Origin of the sequence: Sphingobacterium sp. WM (assembly GCF_029542465.1) — a bacterium.
Taxonomy (GTDB): domain Bacteria; phylum Bacteroidota; class Bacteroidia; order Sphingobacteriales; family Sphingobacteriaceae; genus Sphingobacterium; species Sphingobacterium cellulitidis.
This window is the reverse complement of sequence record NZ_CP120709.1, coordinates 2,239,978-2,256,333: the sequence shown is the minus strand read 5'-3', so window position 1 is coordinate 2,256,333 and position 16,356 is coordinate 2,239,978. Positions and strand designations below refer to the sequence as shown.

The 16,356-nt window shown below is 36.2% G+C and carries 13 protein-coding genes and 2 tRNA genes; 7 read left to right on the top strand and 8 right to left on the bottom strand.

The genetic code is table 11. The features are described from left to right. Positions 1-3: 3 nt before the first annotated feature. The gene (icd, locus tag PZ892_RS09740) at positions 4-1,266 is read left to right on the top strand and encodes an NADP-dependent isocitrate dehydrogenase (RefSeq protein WP_277710949.1); all 1,263 of its coding nucleotides are present in this window, start codon (positions 4-6) and stop codon (positions 1,264-1,266) included. Positions 1,267-1,326: 60 nt separating this feature from the next. Beyond that, positions 1,327-1,584 (top strand): hypothetical protein, encoded by a 258-nt coding sequence (locus tag PZ892_RS09735; protein WP_277710948.1) that lies wholly within the window; start codon positions 1,327-1,329, stop codon positions 1,582-1,584. A 93-nt stretch (positions 1,585-1,677) separates the two neighbouring features. On the opposite strand, the gene katG is transcribed toward PZ892_RS09735, so the two are convergent. Both katG and PZ892_RS09725 read right to left on the bottom strand, forming a co-directional pair. Further along, positions 1,678-3,960, bottom strand: a complete 2,283-nt coding sequence (gene katG, locus PZ892_RS09730; protein ID WP_277710947.1) for a catalase/peroxidase HPI — start codon at positions 3,958-3,960, stop codon at positions 1,678-1,680. Positions 3,961-4,775: 815 nt separating this feature from the next. Further along, the gene (locus PZ892_RS09725; RefSeq protein WP_277710946.1) at positions 4,776-6,035 is read right to left on the bottom strand and encodes a DUF6161 domain-containing protein; all 1,260 of its coding nucleotides are present in this window, start codon (positions 6,033-6,035) and stop codon (positions 4,776-4,778) included. Between the two features lie 465 nt (positions 6,036-6,500). Here PZ892_RS09725 and PZ892_RS09720 point away from each other — a divergent pair, with 465 nt between their 5' ends. Next, positions 6,501-6,881: a hypothetical protein gene (locus PZ892_RS09720; RefSeq protein ID WP_277710945.1), complete on the top strand. Its 381-nt coding sequence runs from the start codon at positions 6,501-6,503 to the stop codon at positions 6,879-6,881. Positions 6,882-6,901: 20 nt separating this feature from the next. Next, positions 6,902-7,399 (top strand): hypothetical protein, encoded by a 498-nt coding sequence (locus tag PZ892_RS09715; RefSeq protein ID WP_277710944.1) that lies wholly within the window; start codon positions 6,902-6,904, stop codon positions 7,397-7,399. A 277-nt stretch (positions 7,400-7,676) separates the two neighbouring features. On the opposite strand, the gene PZ892_RS09710 is transcribed toward PZ892_RS09715, so the two are convergent. The 3 genes from PZ892_RS09710 to PZ892_RS09700 form a co-directional block, all read right to left on the bottom strand. Next, positions 7,677-7,761: transfer RNA gene (locus PZ892_RS09710), tRNA-Leu, on the bottom strand. Between the two features lie 5 nt (positions 7,762-7,766). Continuing rightward, a tRNA-Gly gene (locus tag PZ892_RS09705) sits at positions 7,767-7,839 on the bottom strand. Positions 7,840-7,903: 64 nt separating this feature from the next. Beyond that, a complete protein-coding gene (locus tag PZ892_RS09700) occupies positions 7,904-8,395 on the bottom strand; it encodes a regulatory protein RecX (RefSeq protein WP_094256545.1) in 492 nt (163 codons plus the stop codon). A 69-nt stretch (positions 8,396-8,464) separates the two neighbouring features. On the opposite strand from PZ892_RS09700, the gene PZ892_RS09695 reads away from it, so the two are divergent. Genes PZ892_RS09695 through PZ892_RS09685 form a run of 3 tightly spaced genes read left to right on the top strand, consistent with a single transcriptional unit; the run spans position 8,465 to position 12,160 of the window. Next, a complete protein-coding gene (locus PZ892_RS09695; protein WP_277710943.1) occupies positions 8,465-10,900 on the top strand; it encodes a bifunctional UDP-N-acetylmuramoyl-tripeptide:D-alanyl-D-alanine ligase/alanine racemase in 2,436 nt (811 codons plus the stop codon). Between the two features lies 1 nt (position 10,901). Beyond that, complete coding sequence (locus PZ892_RS09690) at positions 10,902-11,537, top strand: DUF502 domain-containing protein (protein WP_277710942.1); 636 nt, start codon at positions 10,902-10,904, stop codon at positions 11,535-11,537. Between the two features lie 8 nt (positions 11,538-11,545). Further along, positions 11,546-12,160: a hypothetical protein gene (locus tag PZ892_RS09685; protein WP_277710941.1), complete on the top strand. Its 615-nt coding sequence runs from the start codon at positions 11,546-11,548 to the stop codon at positions 12,158-12,160. A gap of 110 nt (positions 12,161-12,270) precedes the next feature. Here the strand turns inward: PZ892_RS09685 and PZ892_RS09680 are convergent, their stop codons facing one another. The 3 genes from PZ892_RS09680 to ppk1 all read right to left on the bottom strand — a co-directional run bounded on the left by PZ892_RS09680 (position 12,271) and on the right by ppk1 (position 16,004). Then, complete coding sequence (locus PZ892_RS09680; RefSeq protein ID WP_277710940.1) at positions 12,271-12,648, bottom strand: hypothetical protein; 378 nt, start codon at positions 12,646-12,648, stop codon at positions 12,271-12,273. A 126-nt stretch (positions 12,649-12,774) separates the two neighbouring features. Continuing rightward, positions 12,775-13,848 carry a PA0069 family radical SAM protein gene (locus tag PZ892_RS09675; protein ID WP_277710939.1) on the bottom strand — a complete coding sequence of 358 codons (1,074 nt, stop codon included), beginning with the start codon at positions 13,846-13,848 and terminating at the stop codon, positions 12,775-12,777. Positions 13,849-13,901: 53 nt separating this feature from the next. Next, the gene (gene ppk1 / locus PZ892_RS09670; protein WP_277710938.1) at positions 13,902-16,004 is read right to left on the bottom strand and encodes a polyphosphate kinase 1; all 2,103 of its coding nucleotides are present in this window, start codon (positions 16,002-16,004) and stop codon (positions 13,902-13,904) included. Positions 16,005-16,356: the final 352 nt, after the last annotated feature.

Sequence of the window (16,356 nt, the reverse complement as noted above, 5' to 3'; positions counted from 1 at the left end):
ATTATGTCAGATAAGGTCAGTATAGATTCAAGTGGTAAATTATTGGTTCCAGATCAGGTTACTATTCCATTTATTATTGGAGATGGTATAGGTCCTGACATTTGGAAGGCTTCAGTTCGCGTTTTTGATGCAGCTGTTGAAAAGCTATATGGAGGAAAAAGGAAGATTAATTGGAAAGAAGTCCTGGCAGGTGAAAAGGCATTCAATGAAACTGGAAGCTGGTTGCCTAATGAAACCCTGGATGTTTTTAAAGAATATTTAGTAGGTATCAAAGGACCTTTAACCACTCCGATTGGTGGTGGTATTAGATCCTTGAATGTTGCCCTACGAAAGGAATTGGATTTATATGTTTGTCAACGACCAACGAAGTGGTATGAAGGAGTTCCTTCACCCGTTAAACATCCTGAGAAAGTTGATATGGTTGTTTTCAGGGAAAATACAGAGGATATATATGCAGGGATTGAATTTGCGGCTGGAACTGCAGAATCTAAACGCATTCAAGACTTTTTGAAAAACGACCTGAATGTAGACTACAACTTTAGCAATACAACAGGAGTAGGTCTTAAATTCGTTTCTGAGGAAGGTTCTAAACGCCTAATCCGTGCAGCAATTGAATTTGCACTTGCCGAAGGTAGAAAATCAGTAACCTTGGTGCATAAAGGTAATATCATGAAATATACCGAAGGTGCATTTAAAAACTGGGGCTATGAACTAGCTGAAAAGGAATTCAAGGATCAGGTTTACACTTGGAATCAATGGGAAACCACCAAAGCCAAAGATGGTCAGGATGCTGCTAATGCAGAACAAAAGGCCGCAGAACAAGCTGGTAAATTGATTATCAAGGATATTATTGCGGATAATTTCCTGCAACAGATTTTATTGGCACCACAGGATTACGATGTTATTGCTACATTGAATTTAAATGGTGATTATATATCGGATGCCTTAGCAGCCATGGTGGGTGGAATTGGTATTGCACCAGGTGCAAATATCAATTTTAAAACCGGACATGCTATTTTTGAGGCTACACACGGTACTGCTCCGAGATTTGCCAATACCAATACCATGAATCCTTCATCCGTTATCCTAAGCGGTGTAATGATGCTGGAATACATGGGTTGGACTGAAGCAGGTGATGCCATTGTTGATGCATTGGCAAAAACAATCAAGGCCAAAACGGTAACTGTCGATTTCTATAATTTGATGGAAGGAGCAACCCTTCTAAAAACATCTGAATTTGCAGATAAAATAATTGAAAAGATTTGATTTTTGTAAATCATAAATAAAAGCTGAACTTTACAAGGTTCAGCTTTTTTAATTCTACATATGCAAAAAACAGATATTCCATCTTTTATTACCAATTCAGGAATTTTTAATGATTCTGAATTAGAAAAACTCTCCCGTATTGAGCAATTGCCAACAGATCAAGAAATTGATGCCTTTAAATATGATTCCGAGATTCAGGAATTATTAAATGCATTTATTGGCGATGAAAGTACCAGGATTACTCATCAATTACTCAAAGCCAAGGATTATTTGCAAAGAGATGAGGTTAAAAAAGCTTGGATGCTTGCCTTACTTTAATTTCCAGAGATCAATATTTATTCATAAATACTAGAGCAACAAAAAGAGCCTCCCTGCTATCAGGGAGGCTCTTTTTTATTTCTGAATTACTATTTATTTAACATCAAAACGGTCAGCATCCATTACTTTGGTCCATGCTTTCACAAAATCCTTAACGAATTTCTCTTGTGCATCCGCACTCGCATAGATTTCAGCAACCACACGAAGTTCCGAGTTGGAACCAAATACTAAATCTGCACGGGTACCTGTCCATTTTGGTTGTCCAGTCTTACGATCCGTACCGATATATAGTTCTTTATCTTCTGAAGCTGCTTTCCATGCGGTATTCATGTCCAGCAGGTTCACTAAAAAGTCGTTGGTCAATTGACCTGGTCTATTCGTGAATACTCCATTTTTTGAACCATCGTAATTGGTATCCAATGCACGCATTCCAGCAATCAATACTGTTAATTCAGGAACAGTCAAGTTTAGAAGCTGCGCTTTATCAATTAATAATTCCTCTGTGGTAGAAGTATATTTCCTTTTCTTATAGTTTCTGAAACCATCTGCGATAGGTTCCAAGAAAGCTACCGATTCTACATCAGTGTCTGCTTGTGAGGCATCCATACGGCCGGCTGTGAATGGAACTTTAATATCTGTTCCAGCTTCCCTTGCCGCTTTTTCTACCGCTGCATTACCAGCGATCACAATTAAATCTGCTATAGAAACTTTCTTTCCACCTGCTTGCGCTTGATTGAAATCATTTTGAATGCCTTCCAATACGCCCAAGACCTTGTTTAAATGTGTAGGATTATTTACTTCCCAGTCTTTTTGAGGCGCCAAGCGTACGCGAGCACCATTTGCACCACCACGTTTGTCAGAACCACGGAAAGTAGATGCTGATGCCCAAGCGGTAGATGCTAATTCTGAAACGCTCAATCCTGAAGAAAGGACCTTATTTTTTAAGTCTTCAACATCTGAATCATTTACCAATTCATGGTTTACTTCAGGAATAGGATCTTGCCATAAGAATTCTTCCGCAGGTACATCCGGACCTAAATAACGGGAGCGAGGTCCCATATCTCTATGCGTCAATTTAAACCATGCCTTTGCAAAAGCATCCGCAAATTGATCTGGATTCTCAAAGAATCTACGGGATATAGGTCCATAGATCGGATCAAATCTTAAAGATAAATCCGTCGTCAACATCGTTGGCTTACGTTTTTTATTTGGATCAAATGGATCAGGAATAACATCATCAGCATCTTTTGCCACCCATTGATAAGCTCCTGCAGGACTTTTTGTTAATTCCCATTCGTAATTGAATAGGTTTTCAAAAAAGTTGTTGCTCCATTGTGTTGGCGTTTCGGTCCAGATAACTTCCAAACCTGAAGTAATGGCATCAGCTCCAACTCCAGATTTATAAGAACTTCTCCAGCCTAAGCCTTGCTCTTCCAAGCCAGCCGCTTCGGGCTCTTTCCCTACGTTATCCGCAGGTCCAGCCCCATGCGTTTTACCAAAGGAGTGACCTCCAGCAATCAACGCGATAGTTTCTTCATCATTCATCGCCATACGTCCAAAAGTATCACGGATATCTTTGGCTGCTAAAATTGGGTCAGGATTACCATCTGGACCTTCTGGATTAACATAGATTAATCCCATCTGTACTGCTGCTAATGGGTTTTCAAGATTCCTTGAATGTACATCGCCATCTGCTTTTTCTTCTCCAGATAACACGCCATGTTCCTTATCAACAATACCTTCTGAGCCATGAGCATAGCGGACATCACCACCTAACCAGGTGTCTTCAGAACCCCAGTATACATCCTCATCTGGTTCGAAAGCATCTACACGACCACCAGCAAATCCAATGGTTTTAAAGCCCATGGACTCCAAAGCGATATTACCAGTCAATACCAATAAGTCTGCCCAGGATAATTTTCTACCATATTTTTGTTTGATAGGCCATAATAACCTTCTTGCTTTGTCCAAGCTCACATTATCTGGCCAGCTATTCAAGGGTGCAAAACGTTGTTGACCTGTTCCAGCTCCACCACGGCCATCACCTACACGGTAAGTACCCGCTGAGTGCCATGCCATACGGATGAATAAACCTCCGTAATGTCCAAAATCCGCAGGCCACCAATCCTGAGAGTCTGTCATCAATGCATGTAAATCTTGTTTTACAGCCTCTAAATCCAATTTCTTGAATTCTTCTGCATAGTCAAAATCTGGATCCATTGGGTTTGATGCGCCCGAGTGCTGACGCAATAAACTAACCTTTAGATTCTTTGGCCACCAATCCTTAATCGTCGTACCTCCTCCGGCTACTGTCAAATTTTGTTTTAATGTGCCATTATGAAATGGGCATTTGCTGATGTCGTTTCCATTTTCCATATCTCTGTTTTTTATTTTCTATATAATTGCTGATTTATTTGTTCGGATTAATATTGTCTATAATTAAAAATTCTATTTGAGGATTTTGTTTTCCTCCTTTAAATTTAATTAAAGTTAGATAAATAAAATTTAAGATGCATGGCTGTTCTGATAGATTTTATCTATCAGACATAGGTTAATAATAAATGTATTTTTCGCGTTTATTTATTAGTAACTCAAAGGATATGAAATCATTTATATTCTGAAAGCAATATAATTTGGACCTTAAATAATTTTTAGGCTAGATAATTTTTATTTAAATAAGGAAGCAACAAATGGAATGTATTTTCCTTGGGTGGGGACATTAAACAAACAATAATAACATATTAGAATAGGGGAAGTATTTTGGAAGGTGGTGGAACATCTTCGCATATTCAATATCAGCAAAGAATATGAACTGATATCTTTTCCCACATATTTTCGGTGGGGTAGGATATGAAAAAATCAAAGATGAAATTCAGGATTATTTTAGTGAAAAAATATATTGTATTCAATTTCCGTGTTTCATAAATGATCAGTATATTTTTTGCTATTTTTTAATATATGTGATGAGGAAACCATAAAGGTTGAAGTTCTACAGAACATGAAAATCCTTTTTCGTCTTGAAGTATTTTTTGTTCAGAATAAATTTAAATTTATGACTTATATTATGAGCTTATCATCCTAGAAAATTTGCCCTTATTAAAGAATTTAGTTCTTTGGATAGGTTAAATATGGTCATTAGGCAGCTTGCCTAAAAATTCGTGGAATAAATGATATTTTGTGTTTAACATAGTTTATTTAATTTTCTCAAATAACGAATTTACTCCAGGCATTGTTGGTGAAGAGTCCTCTTTCAATAGACCAGTATCGGATCTGCTGAAAAGTGATTGCATCACAATTTTACGTTCATCCTCATTAAATTGACCATTTGAAATTAAAGCTAGATATAAGTAGGTTAATTTTTCTCGTTCCTCAGCGTCTCTAGCTAGGTGAAAATTACTGAACATAAATTTCATAATAGCACGAATGATTATGAAGAATAGTGAAATAAAAATTACAAAAACAATCGACCATCTAATCGCAGCAGTTCTATCCCCGTCAAATAAAGACTCTAGCAGTCCTTCTGGTGTATGCCATAATAGCCTGTAAATGAAAAAAGCTAGTAATAGTGTACAGAAACCTGTTGCCCCAAATGCCCAATACGCAGTTTTGCGTAACCCTTCTGCCTTTTCTTTCCAATACTCCACAGGCTCTTTTAATTTTAATAATTCCGCATATTGGTTTTCTAAAGCAGATACCTTTTCAATAGATTCTTTGTGAAAACCTTCAAATTCACCCTTATGTGTAATCATCCATTGGCTCAAAGAATCTTCTGAACGCTGTTGAAATTGATCAAGATTTGCTTTATATTGTTCATAGTCCTTTATTGATTTTTTTATATGTGTAGTTAAAGAATTCTCATATTCGTTTGCTGTTTTATCAATATTACGTCTTAGTTCGAAAAGCGATTTCTTTTCTGATTCGCGTCGATTGAACATGTGGGAGATATCTTTGTTCTGAAATTCATACGCTAAAAACACTCCTTGAATATTGTCCTTATTATTCAATGCTATACTGCCGGCTGTAAAGTATTGAAATGCAGCTTCAACTGAATTAGGGAATTTAACTAGTAGATTAAATAAAAAGTCAACCTCTGGTGCATCAAAAGTAAATATCTGATTATTTGGTGTTAATGACTGTTTTAGCTTTGCTAATGATTGTGGAATGTTTGTTTTGTTGATGATTTTGTTTTTAACATTAGAAAGGATGTTAATAATCTGGTTAAAAGCATTGTCAAAAAAAGATTTGCTCTGACGAAAATAATGATCATTTTTACCTTGTTCAATTGTTCCCCATTTATCTTTCTGGTCTTTAATAAACTTATAGATATTGAATAACCCAGTAAATTCATATTTTTCACTGTTCGATGGGAAAATAATTTGTACAGCGTATTGAGTTAATTGCTCTGTTATTTCAGAATGGGAGATTATTTCTCTTACTTCGTTTATGTTCATAAAAATTGATAATTGGTTAGTTTATGTGTTTGCTATTTAATTCATTCATTTCTTATAACCTTTCACGTCACATTTCAATGAAATGATCTTGGTAATAAATCCATTGCATTTACATCGTTAGGAAGTTGTGGAACGAACTCACTTTTGAAGGTCTTCTACAAGATTGCTTGTGGTATACTGTCTATTTTTGCCTTTATTTTTTTGTACCATTATTCAATAACATCTGCTTTAGTAAATAAGCTCTTTACTATAATCTTATTATTGAGTGTTTATTGATTGCCATATATAGATGATAATTGGTAAACAAATATAATCAATTGTGTGTAGCCTAAGTGCACTGATTAGTAATTACTAATGATCGTTGGGTGTATAGATGTACAATTACTTATTCTTTAATTAATGTGTTTTACGGTTTGCCGTAATGTAATAATAAAACAATTAATTAATCTTGCTCAAATTATTATTATGAAAAAACTTATGTCATTATTGGGAGTTGTGTTGATCTCCATTACATCTTGTAATAGCTACAAGTACGGTGCTGATAGTGCAGCAGAGAAAAGTAATTTGACAATGGGAATTGTTAAATCTAAAGTTATTAAAGGAAATACAACGCAAGATGAGGTTTTAAAGTTGTTTGGTTCTCCGAATTTGGTTTCGAAAAATAAATCTAATAGAGAGGTATGGAGCTATAATAAGATGTCTGTTGAGAATAAAGCTGGTTCAACAGATTTTTTTGCAGGACAACGTGCAAGCCAAAGTAGTAGCAGTAAATCTTTTGATCTTATCATCACTTTTGATGAGAAGGATGTCGTATTGGATTACTCTGTCGTATCAACTGCTTATTAATTTATTAACTATATAAAAAAATGAAAAAATTAATTTTATTTATGTGTATTGCTTTGATGTTTAGTTCATGTGCTACGCAAATGGTTACAAAATCCCCAGCAGAAGTGAAGATGATGACTACCAAGCAGTTTGAATCTGATCAGGAATTGGTGTTCAAATCGGTAATTAGTTTACTTCAGTCAGAAAGTTATATTGTAGATCGTGCAGATAAAGAAACTGGTCTAATAAATGGGTCAAAACGCATAGAGAATAAAAACGCTGCCATGCAACGCTTTTTGGTTGGTACATCTAAAGATGCTAATACTTCAAAGGTTATGTTTTATGTAGAAACGATAAATAAAGAGGTTTGCGAGGTTAAGATTACGCTTTATGAAGGAGCAGAATCAAGTTCGAATGGTTATTGGGGAACTGTAAATAAGCAAAATAAGGAGCAGATGATTTATGAACCAAGAGTTTATCAAGAGTGGTTCAGTAGTTTGCAAGCAGAAATAGAGCGAAGGAAAGCGTTATTGAATTAGTAAACTTAAATGAATTTTAAACTTACATTATTAGGAAATTGAAACCAGGCCGAAGGATATCGCGGATGCCACAGGTTAGCCTGATTGCCGTAAGTATGATTACAAGAATACGCAAGGTAAGAAACCTTCGAAGAGGACGAAAATAGGGTATAAGTATAACCGTTTAATACAAAAACAGGGGCAGATAAATATTTATCTGCCCCTGTTTTTGTATTATCATTTACTCTTTCTTAAAAAAGAAAACCCTTGATAACTTTATGTTATCAAGGGTTTGAAGTACCTAGGGCGGGAATCGAACCCGCACTCCCTTAACGGGAACAGGATTTTAAGTCCTGCGTGTCTACCAGTTCCACCACCTAGGCAACTGAGCGAAAGACGAGATTCGAACTCGCGACCCCAACCTTGGCAAGGTTGTGCTCTACCAACTGAGCTACTTTCGCTTGACGTGGTGCAAATATAGAGAGAAAATTGAAATCCTGAAATTATTTTTTCAAAAAATTTTAGCTAATCCTCCAATCCATTGTCTTTCAGTACCTCTAAAATTAAATTATTTTCAAATCCTCTGCCCAAAGCGTATTGATATAGCTTATTCCGCTTTTTATAGGCATCGCTTTCATGGATTAAATTCGACTTCTTCTCCAGAATGCTTCTTAATTTCTCGAAATAATCATTCGCATCAATCTCCTTCAATGCTATTTTTATCAAGGGTGATGATACTTGTTTGATCTTTAATCCTTGGCTAATCTTAATTCGACCCCAACCTTTAATCCTGAATTTCCCTAAAACATAAGCCTTGGCAAATCGCTCCTCATTTAAGAAATTATGCTCGATCAAATAGCTAATATTGTTTTCAACATCGGCCTGATGCAAGCCCCATTGATATAATTTATCCCGTACTTCCTGCTGAGACCGCTCTTGGTAGGCACAATAGGATTCTGCTTTCCGTCTGGCTTCCAATGGAGTATATACTTTCTTTTTTCTGTTTGCTTCATCCATAATGCAAATCTTCAAAAAATGATGAACTTTTAAAAAAAATGATGAACTTCGTTCATTATTTGCAGAATCATGTATACTATTAAATTTATTTGCGAGAAACTAAATGGGAAACCATTGATGTCAAATGATTTATCGTCTAAAATCAGCGAACTAGTATACGATAGCCGCAAGGTGAATAATCCTGATGAATCTCTATTTTTTGCCCTAAAGGCCACTCGTGATGGTCATGATTTTATTCCAGATGCTTATGCCAAAGGTATTCGAAATTTTGTAATCTCGAATCCGGTAACTTTCCTGGAAGATAAAAAAGATGTCAATGTCATTCAAGTTGACAATGGCCTGCAGTTTATGCAAGAATTGGTGACCTATCATCGAGAACAGTTTCATTACCCCATAATCGGAATAACCGGTAGCAATGGAAAATCTATTGTAAAAGCTTGGCTATTCCAATTGTTGATTCCTGAAAAGAAAGTCTATCAAAGCCCAAAAAGCTATAATTCCCAACTAGGCGTCGCTCTTTCCTTGTGGAACTTAGGTCCGCAGTATGATTTGGCCCTTATCGAAGCGGGAATTTCTGAACCAGGTGAAATGGACGCACTCCAAAAAATGATTCAGCCCAACATTGGGGTTTTTACCAATATTGGAGTGGCACATTCCCAAAACTTTGAAACCAAACAACAAAAACTAACAGAAAAATTAAAACTGTTCAAGGATGTTGAGGTACTGGTTGCAGGATCTGAATATCTTTCCAAGGATTTAATTGATCCAAAAATCAAACTTGTATCCTGGGGCAAAAGTGATACTGATCAAATTCAGCTGATTCAAGAAGAGACCTTTAATCAGGTCAGCAAGCTTAAAATCAAGATTGGTGAACTTATCTGTATCTGTCAGGTTCCTTTTACAGACCGAGCATCCATTGAGAATGTCATGAGCTGTATTGCTGTCATGTATTTCCTAGGATATGATGCCGAAACTATTGTTGAGCGTATCCAAGCCTTAAAGCCTTTGGAAATGCGTCTCCAACTGAAGAAAGGTGTCAATCATTGTTCAATAATTGATGATTCCTATTCGAATGATCTTGCATCCTTAAAAATATCTTTGGAGTTCCTCCATCAACAGAACCAGCATGCTCAGAAATCCCTGATCCTTTCTGAAATGGAAGGACTAATGGAAAGTGATAAGCTGCAGCAAAAACTAAAGGATTTGCTGAATAACTCGCAACTTCAAAAATTTATTTGGGTTGGTCGGGATTTTGACTGGTTGAAGGACCTTGGAATCCATTCCATCCAACAATTCAGCAATACCGAAGAATTTTTGAACCATTTGACGGAATTGGATTTTCATGATGAAAGCATCCTCATCAAAGGAGCCAGGAAGTTTCAATTTGAAAGAATTGTCCAAAGATTGGCTTTGAGGTCGCATGGAACAGTCTTGGAGATTAATTTAAATGCGATTACTAATAACTTAATGGTTTATCGTTCTTTGATTCCAAGGAATGTGAAGTTAATGGCGATGGTGAAGGCATTTTCCTATGGAAGTGGTAGCTTTGAAGTTGCTAATTTATTGCAATTTAGTAAGGTTGATTATCTGACTGTTGCTTTTGCAGATGAGGGTGTTGAACTTCGAACGGCAGGGATTACTCTTCCTATCATGGTGTTGAGCCCTGATCGGGATACCTTCCAGTCTTTGGTTCAACATAATCTCGAACCTGAGGTTTATAGCATGGATTTCTTGGAAGAATTTATTGATTTCTTAAAAGAACAAAATATCAAGGACTTCAAGATTCACCTTAAGCTTGATACAGGGATGCATAGATTAGGTTTCTTTCCTTCTGAGGTCGAGGCAGTAATTGAACGGTTGCGTAATCAGGACCAAGTACGGGTGCAATCCTTTTTCACCCATTTGGTCGCTTCTGGTGATCCAAAGCAGGATGAATTTACGGCATATCAAATTTCAACCTATCAGGAAGCTGCTGCAAAGCTTGAAGCCGGATTAGGCTATAAATTTATTCAGCATGTGGCAAATACGTCTGCCATTGTTCGTTGGCCGCAGGCCCATTTGGATATGGTTCGTTTAGGGATTGGTTTGTACGGGGTCGATATGGATAAGAACTTGCCAAATTTGGAACAGGTCAGTAGCTTGAAAACAACAGTCACCCAGATCAAGGAATTACCTGCTGGTGAAACCGTCGGCTATGACCGAAAAGGAGTATTGCATAGGGTTAGTAAAATCGCAACGGTAAAAATCGGCTATGCTGATGGTTATTCCAGAAGATTTGGAAATTCCATTGGAAAAATGCAAATTAATGGCAACCTAGCTTCAACCGTTGGAAATATTTGTATGGATATGTGTATGTTGGATGTGACCGGACAGGATGTTCAAGTAGGGGATGAGGTTCTTGTTTTTCCCAACTTAATGCAGGCTTCCCAGGATATCGAAACGATACCATATGAATTGTTGGTCAATATTTCAAGTCGTGTAAAAAGAGTCTATTATTACGAGTAAAATGATAACTAAGTTTTTTCAAAAATTCTTTTATTACCTCATTAAGGGGACATTGGTGGTGGCTCCAGTTGCCGGAGCAATCTTTGTGATTGTGTGGCTGGTCGCAACCCTGGATGGTGCCTTAAATATCACAGAACATTTTTTGGTGGATGAAACCGGTAAACCCTTGTATATTCCCGGATTGGGGATAGTTTCGGTTATCCTATTGCTTACCCTTATAGGTTTTATCTTTACCACTTTGGTTACAGCTCCAATCAGAAATTGGTTGAGTAGAACAATCAGTAAGATTCCTTTATTCAATACTTTATATTCATCCATAAAAGATTTTACGGAAGCATTCGTAGGAGATGCCAAGAAATTCAACGAACCAGTATTGGTGGAAGTAAATGAACATGGACTCAAGAAAATTGGTTTTTTGACGCAAAGAGATTTACATGCCATCAATTTGCCAGGTGAAGTAGTTGTTTATTTCCCTTATTCATATTCTGTTGCTGGTCAGGTGGTTGTGGTTCCATCAGAAAAGGTTACTAAATTAAATCTTTCTGCAACTGATGCCATGAAACTAGTGGTGTCTGGCGGTGTAAGTGGATTGGAAGGAAAGAAGGAAACTAAAAATTCTAAAGAAAGATTACAATAATTAGCATCATGTTTTGGAAGAAAAATTCAAAAAATCTAGCTGAGCTGGAAGATAAATTATTGACTGCTGAGACAGAACTAAGTTTTTTGAAAGCCCAAACCGAAAAGCAACTTTCCCAACTATTTTATAATCATCCAGAAATCTCAGATTCTTTGTCTGTAAAATTTCGGGCTTATCAAGCTGATATATTGGCGTTGAATTCAGAATCAGTTTGGTCTATAGGTGCTGAAGTCAATTTAATCCAAGGTTTTATTGAACTTTATTCCTCTTTATCAGAATCTGAAATACACTATAAAGTTGACTTTGATATGGAGGATCCTGAAGAAAAGATTCCTGCCTTAATATTGTTGCCTATCATCCAGAATTGTGTGATCAATGGCTATAACAGTATGGAGAATTTTCCCTTGAAACTACGCTTGAAGGTGAAGAATCATCATCTAAGTCTTGAAATCAGTAATCGTGTAAATCATTACTTAGTGAACCAAGCAGATGATACGCGAATTAAATCCCTTGAAAGTAGGCTGTTCAAAGAGTTTGGAAAGGATTATAGCTTATTTATCAATAGTAACTCAAACTTGTTTAAAATCACGCTGCTATTGAACCTAATGGATTTCAAGAAGTAATAATATAGTTTAGCCATAGAATCAAACTGCAATAGGCTATTAAGAAAAAAAACAGGAGTCATCATTCGATGACTCCTGTCAAGTTAAATTAATCTGTATATATCGAAGTTTTAGTCACGTTTACAGTTTGCAGTCCAAGTTTCCCCATCTTTTGTATAGCCAATGGTTAAGTGATCTGCATCTATAGAAAGTACGCCGAAAGCACCATCTTCTATAAATAATTTATTGTTTTCTCCTTTTTGCATCTTCACATTGATAATATCTGGAATATTACTATCGAAGATAAAGGAGTAGTTTGATCCACCTACTTTAGTCACTGTAACTTTACCTTCTGTTGGTGAAACATTTTTCTCGCTATCGTTTTCATTCACATAGCTAATAGTACCTTTATAGTCATCTACAAAAATATCATTATCTGCTGGATCATCGTCCTTTGAGCAAGCAGATACTGCAAATAACACTACAAATAATAGACTCAGTAATTTCATTGATTTTTTCATAGTACAAATTATTTTGTTGTTTTTCTATAGTTTATTGCGGTCCTATGTCCAAACCTAATGCCATACCAACTGAAACATGCCTGATACAATATTAATTTAACATAATTTTAACATCTATGGATTAGTGGTATCGAACAGATTCAACTGTGTATTTTGCTGTTTTTTATAGTGGGAGAGGTCATATTCAAACATTTCCTGATTAAGATTATACTTTTTACAATGAAGCTTGAAATTATTCCGAATGATTTCTGCTAAGTGTCCTGTTCCTCTCATTCTATTCCCAAAATCGCTGTCGTTGACTTTTCCTTTATGACAATCCTGAATACTATGCCAAATCTTATTGGCTCGGTCTGGGTAGGATTTTTTTAACCAATCTTCAAAAATTTTCGAAATCTCTCCATTTAGTCGAACTATCGTATAACCAGCCCATTTTGCTCCGGCATCTGATGCCGCTTTAAGGACCTTGGGAATTTCATGATCTGTAAGTCCTGGAATTATTGGGGCACACATGATTCCAACAGGAATCCCATGTTGTGATAAGGTTTCTATAACCTTTAATCTTTGCTGGGCAGTAGCTGTTCGTGGCTCCATCTTGGATCGCGTCTCCTTGGTCAATGAATTGATGGAAATAAAGACGACACATAGATTTTTACTTGCCAGTTCAGATAGGATATCCAAATCGCGTAGAATTAGGCTGTTTTTCGTAATTAACCCGACGGGTTGGCCATGTTCCAGGCAAATCTTTAAAATGGCTCTGGTAAGCTTAAACTTGCGTTCTAGGGGTTGGTAACAATCCGTATTCCCAGAAAGGGAAATGGGAGTGCCTTCCCAGTTCTTTTTACGAATATGTTCGCGGAATAATTTTGGAGCATTGGCTTTGACCAGTATTTTACTTTCAAAATCCAATCCGGCACTATAACCCCAATATTGATGGGAATTTCGGGCGTAACAATAAATACAGCCATGCTCACAACCCTGATATGGATTCAAGGAATATTCCATACCGACATCAGGGCTGTGAACCTTATTGACTATTGTTTTGGGGTGAATAATGGTAAATTGGGTATTCGGAACGTCTTGTTCCCAATCATCAATTCCCTCTATATGGTCTTGACTATAACTGTATCTCGAAAATACATTGTCAATATTCTTTTGAGCACCTCTACCTGTAATTAATTCACGTTCCATCTCACTAATATTTTTACTAAAATACTAAAAATATTAGCATAATAAAATAATTACTATTGCTCGATCAGTTCTTTTTCTTCGACTTTAGATTTAAGATAATTGTGAATTTCAATTTGTGATCGGCAAATAGGCTCCTCATTATGAACGTATTCATTAGTTTGCTTGTTATTCAGATACCTTGCTTTGACATTGTCTCGCAGTTGAATCTCCAGCATATCCAATAATTCATGCTTTAATTTCTTATTGTTGATTTTTACAGCAGCCTCAATCCGATGATCCAAATTTCTGGTCATCAAATCTGCGGATGAGATATAGGTCAATTCTTTACCGGCAGCATAAAAATAAAATACACGCGCATGTTCTAAAAATTCATCAACTATACTGATGGCATGAAATGGCTTGATAAATTTCTTTTGATTGACTGCACAGAAAATACCACGCACAATAAGATCTACCTGAACGCCAGCGGTTGCCGCTTCATATATTTTCTTGATGGATTCTTTATCACTTAATGAATTAATCTTGATAATAATTCGAGCAGGTTTCCCAGCTTTGGCCTCTGCAATCTCCTTATCAATTAAGGCACAAATTTGCTGACGCATATCGAATGGACAGATCATCAAATGCTTATTGTGATGAATTTGATTTTCAATTGGAATTTTTGGCTTTTGCAAAGCATTAAAGATCTTATTGATATCAGCCATGACTCCTTTGTTGCTGGTCATCAAACAATAGTCACCATATAATTTGGCGGTTTTCTCATTGATATTTCCTGTACTCACAAAACCATATTGAATCGTCTTATTTTGAACGCGTTTCTTGATGATACACAATTTGGCATGCACTTTCTTATTCGGTACACCTACAAGAACCTTGACTCCTTCCATTTCAAATCGTTCTTTCCATTCCAAGTTATGCTCTTCATCAAATCTTGCTCTCAGTTCCAGCATGACGGTTACTTCCTTACCATTTCTGGCTGCATTTACCAAGGCATTGGCAATCTTGGAATTGGTTGCCATCCGGTAGATGGTTGTTTTGATGGACTTCACATCTGGATCCATGGCTGCTTCCCGTAATAAATCAATCATCGGTCGAAACTCATGGTATGGAAAGGATAGAAGAACATCTTTTTTCTGGATCACATCGGTCACCCGGTCTGTTCCTGCAAAGTCCGGATGCTCAAAGGACATTCTTTCCTCAGGCTTTTCATCCGCTTTGAAAACATCGGGAAAATCCATAAAATGCTTGAAATTATGAATCTTTTGACCTGGAATGATACTGTCTTTCTTACTGAAATTCAGTTTTTTAATCAGTAATTCCAATAACTTAGGATCCATTTCTTGATCAAATACAAATCGGGTTGGTTTTCCTTTCCTACGATTTTTGATTCCCTTACTAATTTTCTCTACAAAGGTCGTGTTAACATCATTGTCGATGTCAAATTCAGCGTCTTTTGTGATTTTAAAAGTATTAGCGACGAAATCATCAAATCCAAAATAAGAGAATATATATGGCAGGTTGACCTTTACGATATCTTCAATTAAGATAATATGTTTTTGATTTTTAGGTGATGGCAAAATAACAAATCGTCCAAGCTGTCTGGATGGAAGCTCAATGATTGCAAATTTGGTGTCATACTGCCAATCATCTTTATACATGGCGATACCCAGGTATAAGCTCTTATCTCGAAGATAGGGCATAGGCTTGGTTTCATCCAAAATTAAAGGGATGATATTGGTTTCAACTTCCTCGTCAAAGTAATTCTTTACAAATGCTAACTGGGTTGGGTTTAGGTCTTCAGCAGATTTAATATAGACTTTCTGTTTGGCCATTTCACGCTGGACCTGGTTCCAAATTTTGTCGAATTTTCGCTGCTGCTTAATTACAATTTCCGTAATTTTTTCAAGGATAATTGCAGGTGGTTTATAAAAATAACTATTTGACTCTTTAGTGTTTATTTCAGCTGCTCTTTTTAATGCAGCAACCCTTACCCTGAAAAACTCATCCAGATTATTAGAGAATATGCCTAAAAACTTTATTCTTAAATGTAAAGGTACAGTTGGATCCGCTGCCTCCTGTAAAACTCGACCATTAAAACTTAACCAACTAATATCTCTCGGGATAAATTTGCTTGCCATTTCTCTATCTGTCATCATAGCTCAAAGATGTTCGAGCTTTATTTGGTAAAAGTTAATAAATTAATATCAAATTATTAAATAATGGAATTGATTTGAGGATGTTTTTTTTGATCCGGCTGATTTATCAATTTTTATCTATTTCGCTATTTATTTTACTGCTTTTTCCCCAAAAAAATTCTCGAATGGGATGTGTTTTTTTAGATTATTTACTTATGTAATTAATTACGGGTTAAAATTAAGTAAAAAATATGTGAATTATAATTAAAAATTGAACTAAATGGAAATGGGTTTATAAAGTATTATAACAGATGTTCTTATAGATTGACTAATATAATCAAATAAGCACCCAAGGGCCCTCGAGTGCTATCAT

Bases quoted from the DNA above. Each gene is read 5' to 3' on its own strand.
- icd (WP_277710949.1), top strand. From the start codon at position 4: ATGTCAGATAAGGTCAGTATAGATTCAAGTGGTAAATTATTGGTTCCA.
- PZ892_RS09735 (WP_277710948.1), top strand. From the start codon at position 1,327: ATGCAAAAAACAGATATTCCATCTTTTATTACCAATTCAGGAATTTTT.
- katG (WP_277710947.1), bottom strand. From the start codon at position 3,960: ATGGAAAATGGAAACGACATCAGCAAATGCCCATTTCATAATGGCACA.
- PZ892_RS09725 (WP_277710946.1), bottom strand. From the start codon at position 6,035: ATGAACATAAACGAAGTAAGAGAAATAATCTCCCATTCTGAAATAACA.
- PZ892_RS09720 (WP_277710945.1), top strand. From the start codon at position 6,501: ATGAAAAAACTTATGTCATTATTGGGAGTTGTGTTGATCTCCATTACA.
- PZ892_RS09715 (WP_277710944.1), top strand. From the start codon at position 6,902: ATGAAAAAATTAATTTTATTTATGTGTATTGCTTTGATGTTTAGTTCA.
- PZ892_RS09700 (WP_094256545.1), bottom strand. From the start codon at position 8,395: ATGGATGAAGCAAACAGAAAAAAGAAAGTATATACTCCATTGGAAGCC.
- PZ892_RS09695 (WP_277710943.1), top strand. From the start codon at position 8,465: ATGTATACTATTAAATTTATTTGCGAGAAACTAAATGGGAAACCATTG.
- PZ892_RS09690 (WP_277710942.1), top strand. From the start codon at position 10,902: ATGATAACTAAGTTTTTTCAAAAATTCTTTTATTACCTCATTAAGGGG.
- PZ892_RS09685 (WP_277710941.1), top strand. From the start codon at position 11,546: ATGTTTTGGAAGAAAAATTCAAAAAATCTAGCTGAGCTGGAAGATAAA.
- PZ892_RS09680 (WP_277710940.1), bottom strand. From the start codon at position 12,648: ATGAAATTACTGAGTCTATTATTTGTAGTGTTATTTGCAGTATCTGCT.
- PZ892_RS09675 (WP_277710939.1), bottom strand. From the start codon at position 13,848: ATGGAACGTGAATTAATTACAGGTAGAGGTGCTCAAAAGAATATTGAC.
- ppk1 (WP_277710938.1), bottom strand. From the start codon at position 16,004: ATGATGACAGATAGAGAAATGGCAAGCAAATTTATCCCGAGAGATATT.